The organism is Pseudomonas sp. MPR-R2A5, assembly GCF_058793055.1.
Genome location: NZ_JBXAFK010000018.1, coordinates 78649 through 98319, shown reverse-complemented (window position 1 = coordinate 98319; position 19671 = coordinate 78649). Strand labels below are relative to the sequence as shown.

The following is a 19671-nucleotide window of genomic DNA, read 5'->3' as shown; positions in this document are numbered from 1 at the left end:
CGACACCTTCAACCGAACCGGCCCGCTTATGGAAGCCTCAAGTTACCCCGCCTGGGCACAACGACTGATCCAGGACTGTAGCGAGAGCAAGCGCCGAGTTGTCGAGCACGAACTGTACCAGCGCATGCGTGATAACACGCTCAGCGCCAAGACCATGCGCCATTACCTTATTGGTGGCTGGCCAGTGGTTGAACAGTTTGCCTTGTACATGGCACAGAACCTCACCAAAACCAAGTTTGCCCGTCATCCTGGAGAGGACATGGCGCGGCGGTGGCTGATGCGCAACATTCGCGTGGAACTGAACCACGCCGACTATTGGGTGCATTGGGCCCGCGCCCATGGCGTCAGCCTCGAAGAGTTGCAAGCGCAGAACGTACCGCCGGAGTTGCATGCACTGAGCCATTGGTGCTGGCACACCAGTTCGGCCGATTCGCTGATCGTGGCGATTGCCGCGACCAACTACGCAATCGAGGGGGCGACCGGGGAGTGGTCCGCGGTGGTATGTTCCACCGGCGTCTACGCTGCCGCCTTCCCCGAGGAAGACCGCAAGCGCGCGATGAAATGGCTGAAGATGCACGCCCAGTACGATGACGCCCACCCGTGGGAAGCGCTGGAAATCATCTGCACCCTGGCCGGGATGAACCCGACCAAGGCGCTGCAGGCAGAGCTGCGCCAGGCCGTGTGCAAGAGCTACGACTACATGTACCTGTTCCTGGAAAGCTGCATGCGCCTGGAGAAAGACAAACCTGCGGTCATGGCGGTGCGTGAACGCCCGGTTCGCGTGGCCAGCGAAGCATAAGGTCAGCGTGATGGCGGGGTCATTACCCCGCCATTGCCAAGCGGTTACGGCCTTCGCGCTTGGCCACGTACAGCGCATTGTCGGCCCGGCGCAACAGGCTGTCGGCAGACTCACCCGCCAACAAGGTCGAGCAGCCCAGGCTCACCGTCAATTCGATGCGTAGGTCATCCGCCCAGTAGTCCTGGGCCTGCGTCGCCTGGCGCAGACGCTCGCCAACCATCGCCGCGGCATCCCGGCCGGTGTTGGACAGCAGGATCAGAAACTCTTCCCCGCCAAACCGAAACACCATGTCCACGTTACGCAACTGGGCCTTGATCGCTGCGGCGACCGCGCGCAGCACGTTATCGCCGGCCGCATGCCCATGGGTGTCGTTGATCTGTTTGAAGTGATCGATGTCCAGCATCAGCAACGACAACGGGTTCAGGTGCCGCCGCGCCATATCGATTTCCCGTTGCAGGGTCTGGTCCATGGCGACGCGGTTACCGGTCTGGGTCAGCGGGTCGCGTAGCGCACTGCGGGTGGCGGCGCGGTAGAGCAGGGCGTTGCGCATCGGGTAGAGCAGGGTGGCCAGCAGGGATTCGAGTTGGCTCAGCTCTTCTTCCACCAGGCGTTGGTTGCGGCGGAACACCAGTTCACCCAAGTGCTCGCCTTCGTGACTGAGGGCATAACTGACCGAATGATGGCCGCGATGACCAAACTCCAGGCGCAAATCACTGGCCTGGTGGCGGTACAGCAGGGCATCAAGGGGTACCAGACGCTGGATCTCGCGAAAGAACAGGCCGAGGATACGCTCCGGTTCCAGGCTGATCTGCAATTGCTGACCCAGTTGCTGGCGAAGCTGGACAGTGGTGGTGGGGCGGCGCGGCAGAGAGGTTGGCTGGCCAAAGCCCAGGCGTTGCAATTTGGCCGTGTCGAAGTCGATTGCGTGGGTCTGGGTGGGTGTTTTCATAAGCAATCGGCCTCTAAGCACTTAGCTGTCTTACAGGCTCGATGAGAGTGGCGAGTGCCAAGCGTCTTACTGTTCCTTCAGTTCCGTAAAACATTGGAAACAGTTTAGACCGCTTTGTCATGGGTTATAACCCTTGGGCACTGCCGCACGTCTTGTCATCGCTTAACCTGCGTGGGAAGGGTTAGAGCGAGATTCATGCCACTTCGTTTAACTTAATTAAACTCCTTATAAATCAATGGCTGTTTTTAACACGTAAAACAGCCATTGCCGTATGACGCCGGTTATTTGGCAGGCTGAACCAGCGTGGTGGGGTCAATCTGGTCGATCGCGGTGACGCCCGTCAGCGTCATGGCCACGCGCATCTCCTTGGCGAAGATATCCAGCAGGTTCTCCACGCCAGACTGGCCCTCGGCGGCCAGCGCATACGCCGTCGAGCGTCCCAGCAGGCAAGCCTTGGCCCCCAGGGCGAGCATGCGCACCACGTCGAGCCCGGAGCGAATGCCGGAGTCCACCAGCACCGTCAGGTCATCGCCCACTGCCTGGGCAATCGGTGGCAACGCCTTGGTGGTGGACAGCACACCGTCCAGCTGACGCCCGCCATGGTTGGACACCACGATGCCATCGGCGCCGAAACTCACCGCATCCTTGGCGTCCTGCGGGTCGAGGATGCCCTTGATGATCATCGGGCCTTTCCAGAATTCGCGAATCCACTCCAGGTCTTTCCAACTGATCGAGGGGTCGAAATTGTTCGCCAGCCAGCCCACGTAATCTTCCAGGGTGGTGGGTTTGCCCAGGTACTTGGAGATATTGCCCAGATCGTGAGGGCGGCCGAGCAAGCCGACATCCAATGCCCATTGCGGTTTGGTCACGGCCTGCAACATCCGCCGCGTCGATGCATACGGCCCGGACATGCCCGAGTGCGCATCGCGGTAGCGTGCGCCTGGGGTGGGCATGTCGACGGTGAACACCAGAGTTGTCACGCCGGCGGCCTGTGCCCGTTCCAGGGCATTGCGCATAAAACCGCGATCCTTGAGCACATAGAGCTGGAACCAGATCGCTTGCGGGCTCTGGGAGGCCACTTCTTCAATCGAACACACCGACACCGTCGATAAGCAAAACGGGATGCCTTTGTTCGCCGCTGCCTTGGCGGCCTGCACTTCTCCGCGTCGCGCGTACATACCGGTCAGGCCCACTGGGCTGAGGATGACGGGCATAGCCAGTTCCTGGCCGAAGACGCGGGTCTTCAAACTCAAGTTATCAACGTTGCGCAAGATGCGCTGGCGCAGGCCGATCTCGGCCAGGTCCGAGCCGTTGGCGCGCATTGTGTGCTCGGCGTAGGCGCCACCATCGATATAGTCGAACAGAAAGCGCGGCAGCTTGCGCTTGGCGGCTGCGCGGTAATCGGCAGCAGACGAGATGATCATTTAGGGTGACTCCACGGGCAAGGTGGCGCCACGATAAGCAAACATCTGGCATGATAAAAACAACTTTTATCACTACTACCCAGTCGCTAAAGGAATGCTGATGAACCTGCGCACATTGCGTGCCTTTGTCGAAGTGGTGCGCCAGGGAGGGTTCTCCCAAGCGGCCGATGTGGTGTCCCTGACCCAATCCACGGTGAGCAAGGCGGTCAAGACCCTGGAGGAGGAACTCGGCGCGCCATTGCTCAATCGCCTTGGCCACCGGAACGAACTCACCGCCGCCGGCGAAATTGCCTACCGCCGTGCCCTGGTGCTGCTTGCCGAGCACCATGACCTCGTTGCCGAGATCAACGACTTGCGCGGCCTCAAGCGCGGTGTGCTGCGCATCGGCCTGCCGCCGGTAGGATGTGGCGTGCTGTTCGCGGCGATGTTCACCACCTATCGCAGTCGCTATCCAGACATCGATATCGAACTGACCGAGCACGGCAGCAAGACACTGCGCGAATGCCTGGAAGCCGGTGAGGTCGACCTGGCGGCCCTGCTGCTGCCGGTGGACGAGGGGTTCGATTACCAGCCCGTGCGTCATGAACCACTGATGGCGGTACTGCCCATGGGCCACTCACTGGCCCAGCGCACTCGCATCGATTTCACCGACCTGGCGGATTCACCCTTCATCCTGTTCGAAGCCGGCTTCGCCCTGAACGCATTGATCATGGCTGCCTGCGAGCGCAAGGGCGTAACGCCCCGAGTCACCGCCCGCAGTGGCCAGATCGACTTTATCGTCGACCTGGTAGCGGCCGGCCTGGGCGTCGCGTTCCTGCCCCGCATGCTGGCGCACAAGCACCAACACGCCGGCATCGCCTTGATCCCCCTGGACGAGCCCCACACCGACTGGCACATCGCCCTGGCTTGGCGCGCCAGTGCCCACCTGCCACCGGCGGCACGCGCCTGGCTGGATTTGGCCAAGGAAATGGCCAGCCCGACGCAGTAGGACGTCACCGGTCATCCGAATGAAACCGGCCAAATGCTACGTAATGCTTGACTTCTCCTTTTCAATCAGTAACATACGGCGCATTCCGCGATAGCTCAGTTGGTAGAGCAAATGACTGTTAATCATTGGGTCCCTGGTTCGAGTCCAGGTCGTGGAGCCAGATAGAGAAAGCCTGCAGCGATGCAGGCTTTTTTTTGCCTTGGATTTCTCCGAGGTGATCAAAGCGCACAGCGTGACCAGCATGACGCCGTCTCTGATCCTATGATTCAGAGGTCAGTACCATGAAAGTCGCAGCAGTCGTTTCAACCAAAGGCGGACGGGGTAAGACCACGGTGGGCGCCAATCTAGGTGCGTTCTGCGCCGACGCAGGGATTCGTACCCTGTTCATTGATCCATTCCAGTGATCCGTTCAATCAGCTGGGAAATTTGTTGTTCCATGCTGCTGACGGGTGCCTTCGTCTCAAGAACCTGTTGCCGGCTTTCGAGCAGGACTTTGATCTGATTTTGATCGATACCCAAGGAGCACGCTCCATTGTGTTGGAGATGGCCTTGCTTGGGGCACAAATGGCTACTTCCCCATCCCCCCCCGATATGCTGACTGCCCTACAGGGCGCAGGTGTTCAAGTGCTGCTACTGGTGCCGACCGTGCCGCATGAAGCCTTTGAGTGGGATTCTGTGATTTTTTGCTTAAGTACATGATGTTAAACAGCTTAATTTTTCAGGCTGAAACTGATCATGTGTCACAGCTGAACAAAGTTATACATTTAATTGACGCCAATAAAACGCCACCATAAGATCGCCGCAAATTGATGGCATAGTGCCATGTAGAGGGATCTAGCAATGTGGCGTTCGGTACCCCGGACCAGGCTCAGTCTGCTGTCCGCTTTTTTTTGCCTGGGTTTCGCCGGGACGGCTCAAGGCGCGACCCCGCAGGATACGCCGGGCGTCACTGATCTGATCCGTGATCGTCAGGATCGCCTGCTCGAAGAGCAACAGCGCCGCCTCGAAGAACTCAAGGACCTGCCCGGCAAAGCCGCCGCGCCTGCCAAACCGACGGCACCGGCGGACACCCGCTGCTTCGCCATCAACACCATCGAACTCATCGGCGCCGACGCGCTGTCCGAAGGCGAGCGTGATCGCCTGCTCAAGCCCTATATCGGCCAGTGCCTCGGCGTACCGCAGCTCAATGATCTGCTCAAGGTCATCACCGACTACTACCTGGCCAAAGGTCTGGTCACCAGTCGTGCCTACCTGCCGCAACAGAACCTCTCCAGCGGCAATCTCAAAGTGCAGGTGGTGGAAGGGCGCCTGGAAGGCATGAAGGGCGCCGAGGGCAGCGGTATCACTGATCGCCAGCTGTTTATGAGCTTCCCAGGCAAACCAGGCGCTCTGCTCAACCTGCGCGAGATCGAGCAGATGGTCGACCAACTGAACCGCCTGCCATCGAACCAGACGCAGATGGAATTGGCCCCCGGCAAGGAAGTGGGCGGCAGCGAAGTGCTGGTCAAAAACACCCCGCAGAAACCCTGGCGCGTCGGCCTGTCACGCCACAATGGCGGCCAACGCAGCACCGGTGAACAGCAGTGGGGTGCCAGCCTCGATTGGGACAATCCGCTGGGCCTGGCCGACCAGCTCTCGCTGCGCGGCGGCCACGATGCGATCAGCGATCACCAGAAAACCTCGCGCAACTCGATGCTCAACTACAGCCTGCCGTTCGGCTGGTGGAACCTCAATTACACCTACAGCGAAAGCGAATACCGCTCGCTGGCCCAGGCCAGCGGCTTCAACTTCAAGCAATCGGGCGACAGCCAAAACCACCAACTGCGCCTGGAGCGGGTGATCCACCGCGACGCCCTGAGCAAAACCTCCCTGAGCACCGGTGTGGCCTACCTGCGCACCAACAATTTCATCGAAGACAGCAAACTCGCCCTGAGCAGCAACCGCCTCAGCGAAGCCCAGTTTGGCATCAACCACGGTCGACGCATTGGTGGTTCGTTCCTCAACATCGACCTGGGCATGCAGGACGGCATCGGCGCCTTCGACGCCCAGGCCAACCACAACCCACGCCCCGGCCAGGCCGATGCGCGCTATCGCAAATACACCGCGACCCTGAGCTACCTGTACCCGTTCAAGCTGTGGGGCGAGTCGTTCAGTTTCAGCAGCCTGATGACCGGCCAGCGCAGCGAAGACGTGCTGTTCAGCCCGCAACGCATGAGCCTGGGCGGGCAGTCGTCGATTCGTGGCTACAAGGATCAAAGCCTGTCCGGCGACAGCGGCGGCTACTGGCGCAACGACCTGCGCTGGAGCCGCCCGGTGACCTGGGCCTGGATGCAGCCGGTGTTCAGCGAATACGGCACCAGCCTCGGCTACGACCAGGGCGTGATCAGCCATGGCCGCTACAACGCCGAACAGCACGGGCGCATGACCAGCAACTCCGTGGACTTGTTCGCGCGCGGCCAGAACGTCGCCGCCACGGTGACCTTTGCACACTCTTTGGAACGCCCGGGGCCGATCACTGAACGTGAAGCGCCGATCTATTTCCGCCTGGATTTCTTTCTTTAAATTTTTACTGCCCCTCGGGCATCGAGAAAACACATGGACGTTCGCCAGTTCGCCTTCCTCGCGCGCCAACCTTCTGCGGCCTTGAAAAGTCGTTCCAACTTCCTGGGGTTGCCCAAGCGTGGCTTGGCGTTGGTGCTGGCCAACGCGATGTTCTGGCAACCGTTGCTGGCCCAGGCGGACGGGATTGTGGTCAGCGCGCCGGGGACGACGCTCGGTCAGGCGGGCAATGGCGTGCCTATCGTCAATATCGCGGCGCCCAATGGCAACGGGCTGTCGCATAACCAATTCCAGGATTACAACGTCGGCCAGCAGGGCGTGATCCTCAACAACGCGACCGGTCGGACCCAGTCGACCCAGTTGGGCGGGATCATCCTCGGCAACCAGAACCTCAACGGCACAGCAGCCAGCGTGATCCTCAACGAGGTCAACGGCGGCAGCCCCAGCCAGTTGCGTGGCTACACGGAAGTGGCGGGGCAATCGGCCCACGTGATCGTTGCCAACCCGTACGGTGTCACCTGCGACGGCTGTGGCTTCATCAACACCCCACAGGCCACGCTGACCACCGGCAAGGCCGTCATCGAAAACGGCCAGATCACTCGCTACCAAGTCGACCAGGGCAGCGTCGCCATTGAAGGTGCCGGCCTGAATGCCAGCAACGTCGACCAGTTCGAAATCATCACCCGCTCGGCCAAGATCAACGCTGAGATCCAGGCCAAGAACCTGACGATCATTGCCGGTGCCAATGACGTCGACGCGAAAACCCTCAAGGCGACTGCCCGCGCCGCCGATCCGGCGAGCAAACCGCAACTGGCCATCGACTCCTCGGCCCTGGGCGGCATGTATGCCGGTGCGATCAAGCTGGTCAGCAGTGAAGCCGGTGTCGGGGTGAAACTCGACGGCAAGATGGTCGCCAGCAGCGGCGATATGCAATTGGATGCCAGCGGCAACCTTAGCCTGGTTGATACGGCGGCGGCCGGCGCGGTCAACATCAAGGCCGACAACCTGCAAGCCAAGGGGCCGGTCTACGCCGGCACTACCCTGGACGTGAAAACCCAAGGTGACCTGACCAGTCAGAACAACCTTGTCGCCAAGGACCGCATCACGCTCACCAGCGGCGGCCAGTTGCGCAATAACGGCATCATCGAAAGCGGGGTCAATGCCGATAACACCCGTAATGCCACGGGCGATGTCAGCATCAGTGCACAGAGCGTCAACAACACTGGCAAGAACATCATCGCCAGTCGTGACCTGGTTGTTAACGCAACGCAGACCCTGACCAACCAGGGTGGCACGCTCAGCGGACAAACCACCACCCTCAATGCCCAGACTCTGGACAATCAGAACAACGGGCGTGCGCTGAGTGTCAGCGCGCTGAAGGTTACGGCCGATGAGGTGTTCAATACCCTGGGCGTGATCACCAGCAGCGGTGACTTGACGGCCAATGTCGGGCACTTGAACAACCACAACGGCGAGCTTTCCAGCGCCGGGAACACCACGGTGAATGCCTCCTCGCTGGATAACAGCGATGGTCAGGTGACCGGTGACGTTGCGCTGAATATCGGCTTGATCGGCGCCCTGAACAACCAGAACGGGGTGTTGGGGTCCGGTCAGCGTGTGAGCATCACTGCCGCCAGCCTGGACAACAGCCATAACGGCAGCCTTGTCAGCGATGGCGGCTTGACCGCCCGCATTGCGGGCCTGTTCGATAACCAGAACGGTGACCTCAGCGCCAAAGGCGCGGTCGACCTGCAGACTGGCAGCCTCGATAACCGTAATGGCAGCCTGTCCGGCAAGGACCGACTGACGCTGCGCAGCGACTCGCTGGACAACCGCACCGGTAACGTACGTGCCACCAATGACCTGCAACTGAATGTCGGGCAACTCGATAACCGCCAAAAAGGGCTGCTCAACAGTCAGGCGGCGATCAATTTCACGGGCACTCAACTGGACAACCGCGGTGGCTTGTTGAGCGCAGTCGGGCCGATGCGTCTGGACGCCGCCAGTACCGATAACGGCGGCGGTCGCATTGCCAGCCAAACCAATCTGATCGCCAATGTTGCGCAGTTCGCCAACCAGGGGGGCGAACTGGTCGCTCAGGGCGCGTTGACCCTGAACGGCAAGGTACTGGATAACCGTGGCGGTGGTCTGGTAGGCGCCACAAAAGCGCTGCAACTCAACGTCGATGCAGTGGACAACCGTGGCGGGGAAATCTCCAGCGCCGTCGATGTCAGCCTGCAAGGCTCGCAACTGAACAACAGTGATAACGGCAAGATCCTCGCCGGTACCGATCTGGCCCTGCGCGTGGCACAGATCATCAACCAGACCAAAGGCCAACTGTTCAGCAAGGGCGCGACCACGGTTTTCGGACAGAGCCTGGACAACAGCGGTGGCAACCTTGTCACTCAGCAAGGTCTGGATATTCGCCTCGATAATGCCCTGAGCAACGTCGCCGGTCTGATCAGCAGTGAAGGAACCCTGGCGGTCAATGCAGGCAGTCTCGACAGCACTGGTGGTAACTTGTCGAGTGCCGGCGCGCTGGCGCTGACCACCAAGGGCGTGTTGAAAAATCAGGGCGGCTCGATCAGTACCGACGGCACCCTGACCCTCAATAGCGCCATCCTCGACAACAGCCGAAAAGGCCAGATCAGCGGTAAGAATGCGACGGTTGTGACAACCGGTGTGTTCGACAATACCCAGGCCGGGCAATTGATCAGCGGCGACACCCTTGACCTGAGCGCCACTCAGGTGAGCAACGGTGTTGCTAGCCGGATTGCCAGCGACAAGGCGTTGACCGCCAGCGTCACCGGTTTTGATCAGCAGGGCGGTCAACTGTTCAGCAAAACCTCCCTGAGCCTGGACCTGAATCAGGGGCAGTTGAACAACCAGAACGGCTTGATCAACGCGCCGTTGCTGATGCTGAAAAACCTCAAGGACATCAACAATCAGGGCGGTGAAATCTCCAGTGCCCAGGCATTCGCGCTAGACGCTCGTAACCTCGATAACGGCAACGGCAAGTTGATCAGCAATCAGGGCCTGACCCTGCGCCTCGAACAATGGCTGACCAGCGTCAAGGGCCTGATTTCCGCCCAGACCCTGGACCTGCAGAGCGCCCGTCTGGACAACACGGGTGGTCTGATCAGCAGCCGCGGCACCCTCGGGGTAACGGTAGGCGGTCAGGTCGTCAACCAGGGCGGCACCCTGATTGCAGACGGGGATATGCAGATCAGCGCTGACAGCCTGGACAACAGCGATGGCGGTCAGGTAGTTGCGCAGGGCGCGCTGGCGCTGACAGTCGATCATGTCATCAACCGCGCCAAAGGCCTTTTGTCGGGCAAGACTGACCTGACGTTGATCGGGCAGGATCTCGACAACAGCGGCGGCTCGCTGTTGAGCCAGAAAAACCTCAAGGCCGGACTCTCCGGCGATCTGACCAACAGCCAAGGCCTGTTGAGTGCTGAAGGCCGGTTGGACGTGACCGCAGCCAGCCTGAGCAATACCCTCGGCAGCCTGTCTGCGGCAGGACCGCTGACGCTGACCACCACAGGCGTCGTGCTGAACCAAGGCGGTGTGATCGTTACCGATGCCGGCCTCGTGCTCAACAGTGCCAGCCTCGATAACAGCAACAAAGGCAGCATCAGCAGCAAAGGTGCGGTGCGCGTGAACACCGGTGTGCTGGATAACAGCCACAACGGGCGGCTGAACAGTGGCGACACGCTGGACCTGACGGCTACCCAACTGACCAACCAGGACAGCGGTCGAATTGCCAGTTCCGGCGCCCTGACCGCAAACGTCACTGGCCTGGATCAACAGGGCGGTCAACTGTTCAGCAACACCGCCCTGACGCTGGACGTGAACCGGGGTCAACTGAATAACCAGAACGGGTTGATCAGCGCGCCGTTGCTGATGCTCAAGAATCTCACCGACATCAACAACGATGGCGGTGAAATCTCCAGTGTCCAAGCGTTCAACGTGACGGCTCGCAGCCTGAACAACAGCAATGGCAAGTTGCTGAGCAATCAGGCCCTGACCCTGCGCGTCGATCAGGCGCTGGCCAACCTCAAAGGGCTGATAGCTGCCGCCACACTCGACGTCAAGGCCGGCAGCCTGGACAACAGCGGCGGCACGCTGACCAGTCGTGCCAATCTGGACGTGAACCTCGACGGCCTTCTGAATAACCAGAATAAGGGCCTGATCAACGCCACCAACGGCCTGACCATTAACAGCCGCGGTATCAATAACCAGAGCGGTTCACTGTTGGGCAGCGCAATTGCCATCGATTTTGGTGCGGCCACAGCAGACCTGGACAACAGCGGCGGCCTGATCACCACCGCCGGCGTGTTGAGCATTCAGCACTTACGCGACCTGAGTAACCGCAACGGCGAAATCTCCAGCACGCAAAGCCTCGACCTCAGCACGCGGGCACTCGACAACACGGGTGGGAAGCTGATCAGCAGCAACGTGCTGACAGTGAATGCCGACGCCGTGGAAAACCTCGGTGGCTTGCTGTCCGGCTGGCAGGGCCTGAGCCTGACCAGCAACCACCTGGATAACCGCAACAAAGGTACGCTGTCGAGCCGCGATGGCGATGTTTCCGTTGCGGTCAGCGGTGCGGTACTCAATAGCGGCGAAGGCGCAATCGTCAGCCGCAAAAACCTCAGTCTCAACGCCGTGGACCTGGATAACAGCAACGGTGGTGTGATCTCCAGTGGCGGCGCCCAGACCCTGACCCTCAGCGGTCTGCTGACAAACGCCCAAGGCGGTTTGATCGACAGCGATGCGGCGTTGGTGATTCAGGCGATGACGCTAGGGAATGCCGGCGGTACCGTCAACGCCCAGCAGGGCCTTAGCTTCACCGGCACCGCGCTGGATAACACCGGTGGCAATCTGGTCGGCAACGCGGCAGTGACCCTCGACTTGCTCGGCGTGCTGACCAACACCAATGGCAAACTGGCCAGCGTCGGCCCGCTGCTGGTTCAGCGCTCCACGCAAATCGATAACCAGGGCGGCCAGCTCGCCAGCCAAGGCTTGATGACGCTGCTCACTGGCGGCCTGGACAACCGTAATCGGGGCACCGTTGCGGCTAACGATCTGCTGACGATCACTACACCGGGCGTGGTGCAGAACGACGCCGACGGCCTGATCTACAGCCAGGGCGGTGACCTGCAAGTCCAGGCCGGCAGCCTCAGCAATGGCAAAGGCACGCTGCAAAGTCAGGGGGCGCTGACCCTTACCACAGGCGCGGATATCAATAACCAGAGTGGCCGGATCATCGCCAAGACCGGCGACCTGAGCGTCTCCGCCGGCAATGTCGATAACCGCGGCGGCGTGCTCTCCAGCCTGCAATCGGCCTTCACTGCTCAGCTCACCGGCGTGCTGAAAAATGGCTATGACCTGAACAATAACCGTCAGGGTGGCGTGACCCAGGCACAGCGCTTGAACCTGACCGCCTTGGGTGGCATCGATAACTACGGCGGGCGAGTGTCGGCGCAAAGCGGTGACGCGATCATCACCACCGGCAACTTCGACAACCGTAACGGTGGCCTGTACGCCAAAGGCAAGATCAACGTCACCGGCAACGATTTTGACAACAGCGGCGACAACGATGGCCAGATTGCCGGTCAGCAGATCGACCTCAACCTCAGTGGCGCACTGAACAACCGGCTGGGCATCATCGAAAGCGACAGCACCCTGGCAATCAAGGCCGCGAGCCTCGATAACCAGACCGGCCAACTGCGTGTTCTGGGCGGCAGCGGTAATACCGACTTCCAGATTGGCGGGCTGTTTGACAACCGCAATGGCACCCTGGAAAGCGCCAACACCAACCTGAGCCTGGCGGCAGGAAGCTTTCTCAATGATGGCGGCAGCTTGCTGCATGTGGGCGACGGCACGTTCGACATCTCTACCGCCAACGTCACGGGCGCCGGCGGCTCGATCGTCACTCGCGGCGGCCTGACGCTTAACGCCGACAGCTGGAGCAACAGCAACGTCATCCAGGCCGCGCGCCTGAACGTCAACGTCAATAACTTCACCCAGACCGCCAGTGGCCAGCTGTTGGCGTCCACCAGCCTCGTCGGTAGCGGCGGCAATTGGACCAACGATGGCCTGATCGCCAGTGACGGTGCGCTGAACCTGAACCTCGGTGGCACATACGCAGGCAATGGCCGGCTCAGTAGCCTTGGGACACTCGGGCTGAGTGCCGGGCAAGTGAGCTTGAACGCCCCTTCGAGCATCGCCGGCGGCGGAGACACTACGGTGTCAGTCGGCGGCCAGCTGAACAACGTCGGTCGCCTGACCTCGGCGACCAACCTGATCGTCAACGCCGGGGGCATCAACAACCAGGGCACGCTGGGCAGCGGTCAAGGGCTGACCGTGACCACTGGCGCGCTGGTCAACGACCACGGCCTGATCTTCAGCGGCGCCGACATGAGCCTGCGCCTCGACACACTGAACAACAGCTACGCCGATATCTACAGCCTGGGCAACCTGAGCATCGACCGCGACGGGCAGGGCGGTCTGGCAACCAGCGTGATCAACAGCTCGTCGAGCATCCAGAGCGATGGCAACCTGAGCTTGGCCGCCAGCACGCTTCAGAACGTGCGTGCCGTGCTGACCACCAGTGCCGGTGGCATTTACACCGCCTCCATCACGGAGTATCCGTGCATAGAAAGCCCGAACTATGCGGGTGACTGCAGCGGCAAGCAAAACCACCTGTGGCAGATCGACCAACGCGAAAAACTCGAGGTGACCGCTGCCAGCGCCGGTTCCAGCATCACCGCTGGGAAAAACCTCAATATCGCAGGCGGTGATGTACTCAATGCCAGCAGCACCATCGGTGCTGCCGGCAACCTCAACATTACCGCCAACAACCTGACCAACAGCGGCGTTGAAACCGGCGAAACCGAAACCTGGCGGCTGTTCGTGTCCGAGCGCACCCGCAATGCCGGTATGTGGTACGACGCTGCGGCGGCGTTCAACAACCGCTATGCCATTGGCGGCGCGGGCTACAACCCCAAAGACCTGAGCGGCCTGGTTGGCGCCATGTCCTCGTTTATCGGCATGACCGAGCAAGAGCGCACGGTGTTGCGCCGGGTCACCAAGATCAGCACGGGTGACCAGACCTACGCTGCCGTGATTCAGGCGGCAGGCGCGGTGAACATAAAGGCCCAGGACGGTATCGACAACCGTGTGGCGCGGCCCGGTTTCACCTATGTAGGTGCGGGTGCGAAAACCACCACCGGCAGTGCCGGCGCCAGCGGCGCGGGGGCGTTTTCGACGCGAGTTACAGTCAATCAACAGCTGCCACCGAACCTCGCCCAGCAGCAGGTGAATCCACTGACCTTACCGGGTTTCGCACTGCCCACCGGGCAGAACGGTTTGTTCCGCCTGAGTGGTCAAGGCAGCAGTACTCCAGTGGCCAGCGGCCCGCAAAGCTGGACCATGGGCAGCGCCAGCGTCAGCCCGACCCAGCGTCAGCAAGTGCTGCCCAGCGTCCAGCCCCCGAACATTCAACTGGGCAACGACGCTCAGGCTGCGGCCAGCGGCGTAGATTTGACTGCGGCAGGTCATCAGGCGTCAAACGTCAACGTGGGAGCCAGCGCGATTAACGTCAGCCCACCGGCTGCCAGCGCTGAGGGTTCTGCACTGCCAGGCCGGTCCACGGCATTTACCATTAATCGCGTCCAGGGCTTGCCCGCCAGCAGCGGTCAGTCCACCCCCCATAAATACCTGATCGAAACCAACCCGGTACTCACCGACCTCAAGCAGTTCATGAGCTCGGACTACCTGTTGTCCAACCTCGGTTACAACCCGGACCAAAGCGCCAAGCGCCTGGGTGACGGTTTCTACGAACAGAACTTGATTCAGCAAGCCGTAGTCGCCCGAACCGGCCAGCGCTTCATCGATGGCCAGACCTCCGACGAGGGCATGTTCAAGTACCTGATGAACAACGCCGTCGCCAGCAAACAGGAATTGAACCTGCAATTGGGCGTCTCCCTGACCTCCGAACAGGTCGCGGCACTGACCCACGACATTGTCTGGATGGAAAACGCCGAGGTGAACGGCGAGCAAGTGCTGGTGCCGGTGCTGTACCTGGCCAACGCCAACAATCGCCTGGCCGCCAACGGCGCCCTTATCCAAGGCAGCGACGTAACCCTGATCGCTGGTAAGGACCTGAGCAACGCCGGCACGTTGAAAGCTTCCAACAACCTGTCGGCGACGGCTGGCAACGACCTGGTGAACAGCGGTCTGGTCGAAGCGGGCAATCGTCTCGACCTGCTGGCCGGCAACAACCTGATCAACAAGGCAGGCGGTGTCATCGCCGGCCGCGACGTCTCACTGACGGCCGGCCGCGACGTGATCAACGAACGCACGGTTACCACCCACGAAAGCGGCAGCAGCTACCGAGCCGAACGCACTGACTTCGTCGATAACGCCGCCCGCATCGAAGCCGCCAACGGCCTGAACGTCAACGCCGGGCGAGACGTCAACAACGCCGGCGGCGCGCTCAAAAGCGGCAAGGACACCACGATCAGTGCCGGACGTGACGTCAACCTTGTCTCTGCTGAACAAGTCACCAGCGGCGTGCGTGGTTTGTATACGAGTCAGGGCATTACCCAATACGGCTCGACCGTCGATGCCGGGCAGGACTTGAAAGTCAGCGCTGGCCGCGATGTCACCGCGATTGCCAGTCGGCTTGCTGCCACGCGCGATGTGAGCATGAGTGCGGTGGGTGATCTGACCCTGGCTTCGGCGGCGGATGAGCAGCATTCGTATGGTAAGACCAAGAAGGTGACGAGTCAGGAGGATCACACCCAGCAAGTCGCGACCAGTGTTTCGGCGGGTGGCAATGTGGTGCTGGCAGCTGGCAAGGACTTGGGGTTGATAGCCAGCAAGGTCAGTGCAGGGAATGAGGCCTACCTGAGTGCGGGCGCCAACCTGACGTTGCAAGCGGCGGCCAATGAAGACTACAGCTTCTACAGTAAGGTCAAGAAAAGCTCGTCGGGTAAAAAGAGTCGACTGGATGAGATCGCCAGTACCACCAATATGGCCAGCTCGGTCACCAGTGGGATGAACAGCACGCTGGTTGCGGGTAATGATCTCATCGTCAAGGGCAGTGAGGTCGCCGCCGACAAGGGCGCAGCCAAGCTAGTCGCCGGTCATGATGTGCAGATTGTTGCGGTCACCGATTCCAATAGTGCTCGGCATGAAAGCAGCAAGAGCAAAAGCAGCTGGGGTGGGTTGAAGTCGAGCAAGGTTCAGGATGCGGTTTCTGAGACGCAGACCATGGCAAGGGGCAGCATTATCTCGGGTAACACCGTGGATGTGGCGGCTCTGCATGATGTCACGGTGAGAGGCTCCGGACTGGTCAGTACCCAGGACCTGAAGGTGCAGGCCGGTCGTGACCTGGTGATTGATGCGGCGCAAAACACGTTCACTCACAGTGAAATGCACAAGCAGAAAAATCGAGACCTGACCGGTGTGCTGACGGCCAACAACCTGGGCATTGATGACATCACCGGCAATCAGCATCTGTCCATCAGCAGCCAGAACCATACCGGTCAGTCCGCTCAGACCACATTGACCGGCAGCACCGTCGGTTCGAGCCAGGGCAATGTTGTGCTCACTGCAGGGCGTGAGCTGAGCGTAATCGCCAGCGATCTGGTCAGTACCAAAAACATGAACCTGACGGGGGCCAACGTCAACATTGCCGCTGGCATGGAAAGCGCCAGCCAGAGCAGTACCGACAAGTCCAGCAGCCTGGCAGTGGGCCGAGTGGTTGGCGGCGCTGTCGTGGATACCTTCAACTCCATCCGTGGCGCCATCAAGGCGGCGAACAACGCCGATGACCCCAAACTCAAGGCTGTGAAGCTGGCGCAGGCCGCGCTGGCTGCTTACAACCTGAACGGTATGAGTGATTCGGTTTCCGAGGGCATCAAGGACTACGCCAACAACAAAGGCGGTTCCAGCAATGGCTCATTAATAAAAATCGGTACTGAAACAGCGCTGACCCACAGTAAAAGTACTAGCGAATATGAAAGCCAGACGGCCAAGCAGAGCTCGCTCAACGTAGGCCAGGCCCTTGCTATCGAAGCCACGGGAAAGGCACTGGGCACGGTAGGTGATATCCATGTCATCGGCAGTAGCCTGAAGGCGGCCGAGACTGCACTGATCGCCAAGAACGACATCATTCTGGAAAGTGCGCAGAACACCGCTGACTGGGCAAACAAGAACTCCAACAACAGAACGGCCATAGGCGCCAGCTTCAATATTGGTCAGCAGAATGGTTTTACCATCGACCTGGGTGCCCAGATCGCCAAGGGCATGGGTAACGGTAGTTCGGTCACTCAGGTCAATACCACGCTGGATAGCGGTGCACTGACGTTGCACAGTGGCAAAGACACCACCCTTGATGGCGCGCAGGTGCGAGCCAACAAGATTGATGCGTTGGTTGAGGGCCACCTGAACATCACCTCGCGCCAGGACTCCGAAACCGAGAAGACCAAGCAGGGCAGTGCGGGTGTGGGCGCCAGTATCTGCATTCCGCCGATCTGTTATGGCGCTCCGGTGACGGCATCGGCCAGCCTTTCCGCCGGCAACATGAAAAGTAACTACCAGGCTGTTACGGACCAGAGCGGTCTGTTTGCGGGCAATGGTGGTTACAACATTGTTGTCGGCGCCAACACCACGCTTAAAGGGGCAGTGATTGCCAGTGATGCGACGGCCGACAAAAACCTGCTCAGCACCGACCGATTGATAACCAGCGACATCAAGAACAAGAGCGACATCGAGAGTTCGTCTGCCAGCGTCAGCGGTTCCGCCAGTTATGGAGGGGCGGGTGGATCGGCGGCTTCCTTGGGCGGCCTGTTCGGCATGTCGCTCAATGAGTCGGACAGTAGCAAGACCCGAAGTGCGGTCAGCGAAGGCACGATCATTGTACGTAACGCCGAAGGAGCTAACGACCTGGTTGGCTTGAACCGTGACACCGCCAATGCCAACGAAAAACTGGATCGCCCTGACAAAAAGGCGATTGAAGAGCGCATGGAGCTGATTCGTAGCTCTGTGGAGTTGGTCAATGGCATCTCGGATGCAATTGCCACGGCCAAGATGAAGGCCGCCAAGGATCCGAACAGTGATGAGTCGAAGGCGGCACGTCAGCAGCTACTGGAGAAGGGCACCGCCAATCCGACTCCCGATCAGATCGATCAACAGGTCAGTCAGAACTATGGCGTCGGTAGCAGCTTCAAGAAAGCGTCTCAGGCGGTCAGCGCTGTTGTCCAGGGAATCCTGGGTGGGAACATTGGTGGTGCGTTGGCTGGCGCCGCTGCGCCCTATGTGGCTGAAAGAATCAAGAAGGCTACCGGGGACGACGACGTCGCGAACCTGATGGCACATGCGGTGTGGGGAGCGGTACTAGCCAAAGCTCAAGGTAACTCGGCGTTGGCGGGCGCTGCGGGAGCAGGTATTGGTGAATACATCGCCAAACAGTTGTATCCGAATAAACCTGTTGATCAATTAACCGAGTCGGAAAAGCAGACGATATCGGCTCTATCAACATTGGCTGGAGGACTGGCGGGTGGGCTGGCCGCTGGAGGCTTGAACAACGCGATTGCCGCTGCAGGGACCGCTAAAAACGCGGTCGAGAACAACCATCTGAACCCGATCGAAGACGCCTCCCTGGAGATAATGCGAAAGGAGTACAACTCGTCGTGCGTGGGAGTTTCGTCAGATGAATGCACAAAACTGAAGGCTGATATTGAGGCTTTGTTCAAGAAGGCCCAAAGCATACTTAAAGACGAAACCATCAGCTTGGCAAGTGATGCGACCTGGGACTCCAAGCTGGATCACAAACCTGGCGACATCGTCATGTGCAAGACGTCCTATACCTCGTTCTGTGTAGTTACAGATCAATTTGTGAAAACCGCTGACGGTAACGAGTGGTATCTGAAGCCGGCGACCGTCGAACAGGCATTGGAAGGACGAGCGAATCAGGAGAAAATGGCGAGCGACCTGAAAGCGTCGCTTAAGCAGTTTGCTGATGATTCTTTCAGTGAAGGCTGCGGTGGGATGGGCCTAATTGGCATTGGATGCCAGCTTTCGATGGCATTTGGTGTCACTAACCCGGTTACAGAGGCCAAAGCGACTACTGGAGAGAGAATTGGTTGGTTTGCGCAAGCGCTTCTGAATATAGTGGGGCTGAAGGCTGCTGTTGGTGGTGCTGCGGCGGAAGGTGCAAAAGGGACTCCTGCTTGGGATAACGCTATATCTAAAGCTGACGGAGACTTCGGGTATCTCCCGCCTGTCCGGCAAAACTATGTTAAAGATGTTTACGACTTACAAGGGGCTGTGGACAAGATGCGTGCTAGCGGTGCAAGCGCAGAAGACGTTGCAAAGTATGCATATGGCGCAAGAAACGAGCTGAAAATGAAGTACAGGGAGTATACACCTCCGGAAATGCTTGATGTCATTGATGCAAGAAACTTGGAGCGATATGGCAACAAGATTGGACCCGCATTTGATGATCTAGTTAAAAAAGGTAAAACTTTTGATCAGATAATTGAAAGTTCTACTCGGGCTGGCGGTGGAGACCTTTTTCAATGAAGAGATTTATTGATGATAACGTTTATGCTCTTGGCCGTATGAAATCTGGAAGGTTGTATGCGGAGCTGATTTCTGATGTGGGCTGGGAAGGTTTCCCTAACTATGCGGAGGAGTTCATTAAGCTGTTCTCTGGCAGTATCATTAGTAAAAATGATTCTGTTGATACTAGAGTTTGGGGCGTGATTATAAAAGGTCAGTCCCTGCGATTGGTTTACGAAGACTTTCCCGTGATGATTAGTTTGGAGTCGCAAAGTGAAGGGGGGGACCGATTTGTCGAGGAGCTAAGAGAGATTTTGATAAGCTAGGTTAGTCCTTCGGCGCAAAAGATGTAGTACCTGATCCAGGTAAGACC

General features: G+C 59.4%; 7 protein-coding genes, 1 tRNA gene and 1 pseudogene. 7 read left to right on the top strand and 2 right to left on the bottom strand.

Annotated features, from left to right (window positions below; all coding sequences use genetic code 11):
- Positions 1-28: 28 nt before the first annotated feature.
- Positions 29-799 carry an iron-containing redox enzyme family protein gene (locus tag AC1Q6I_RS14955; RefSeq protein WP_205896045.1) on the top strand — a complete coding sequence of 257 codons (771 nt, stop codon included), beginning with the start codon at positions 29-31 and terminating at the stop codon, positions 797-799.
- 22 nt (positions 800-821) lie between these two features.
- Here AC1Q6I_RS14955 and AC1Q6I_RS14950 read toward each other — a convergent pair whose 3' ends face one another.
- Both AC1Q6I_RS14950 and lldD read right to left on the bottom strand, forming a co-directional pair.
- A complete protein-coding gene (locus AC1Q6I_RS14950) occupies positions 822-1748 on the bottom strand; it encodes a GGDEF domain-containing protein (protein ID WP_041160986.1) in 927 nt (308 codons plus the stop codon).
- A 281-nt stretch (positions 1749-2029) separates the two neighbouring features.
- Entirely contained in the window at positions 2030-3172 is a 1143-nt protein-coding gene (gene lldD, locus AC1Q6I_RS14945; protein WP_024076601.1) for an FMN-dependent L-lactate dehydrogenase LldD, read from the bottom strand.
- 100 nt (positions 3173-3272) lie between these two features.
- Between lldD and AC1Q6I_RS14940 the strand changes: the two genes are divergently transcribed.
- From AC1Q6I_RS14940 to AC1Q6I_RS14915, 6 genes and pseudogenes are all read left to right on the top strand, one after another.
- On the top strand, positions 3273-4160 hold the full coding sequence (locus tag AC1Q6I_RS14940) for a LysR family transcriptional regulator (RefSeq protein WP_024076600.1): 888 nt from the start codon (positions 3273-3275) through the stop codon (positions 4158-4160).
- An 84-nt stretch (positions 4161-4244) separates the two neighbouring features.
- Positions 4245-4320: transfer RNA gene (locus tag AC1Q6I_RS14935), tRNA-Asn, on the top strand.
- A gap of 121 nt (positions 4321-4441) precedes the next feature.
- A pseudogene (locus AC1Q6I_RS14930) lies at positions 4442-4763 on the top strand (ParA family protein); the annotation flags it as partial.
- Between the two features lie 237 nt (positions 4764-5000).
- Positions 5001-6722, top strand: a complete 1722-nt coding sequence (locus AC1Q6I_RS14925; RefSeq protein ID WP_024076598.1) for a ShlB/FhaC/HecB family hemolysin secretion/activation protein — start codon at positions 5001-5003, stop codon at positions 6720-6722.
- 33 nt (positions 6723-6755) lie between these two features.
- A complete protein-coding gene (locus tag AC1Q6I_RS14920; RefSeq protein ID WP_102672938.1) occupies positions 6756-19319 on the top strand; it encodes a two-partner secretion domain-containing protein in 12564 nt (4187 codons plus the stop codon).
- Positions 19316-19624, top strand: a complete 309-nt coding sequence (locus AC1Q6I_RS14915; protein WP_024076596.1) for a DUF3630 family protein — start codon at positions 19316-19318, stop codon at positions 19622-19624. Before AC1Q6I_RS14920 ends, AC1Q6I_RS14915 begins: the two co-directional genes overlap by 4 nt.
- Positions 19625-19671 lie beyond the last annotated feature (47 nt).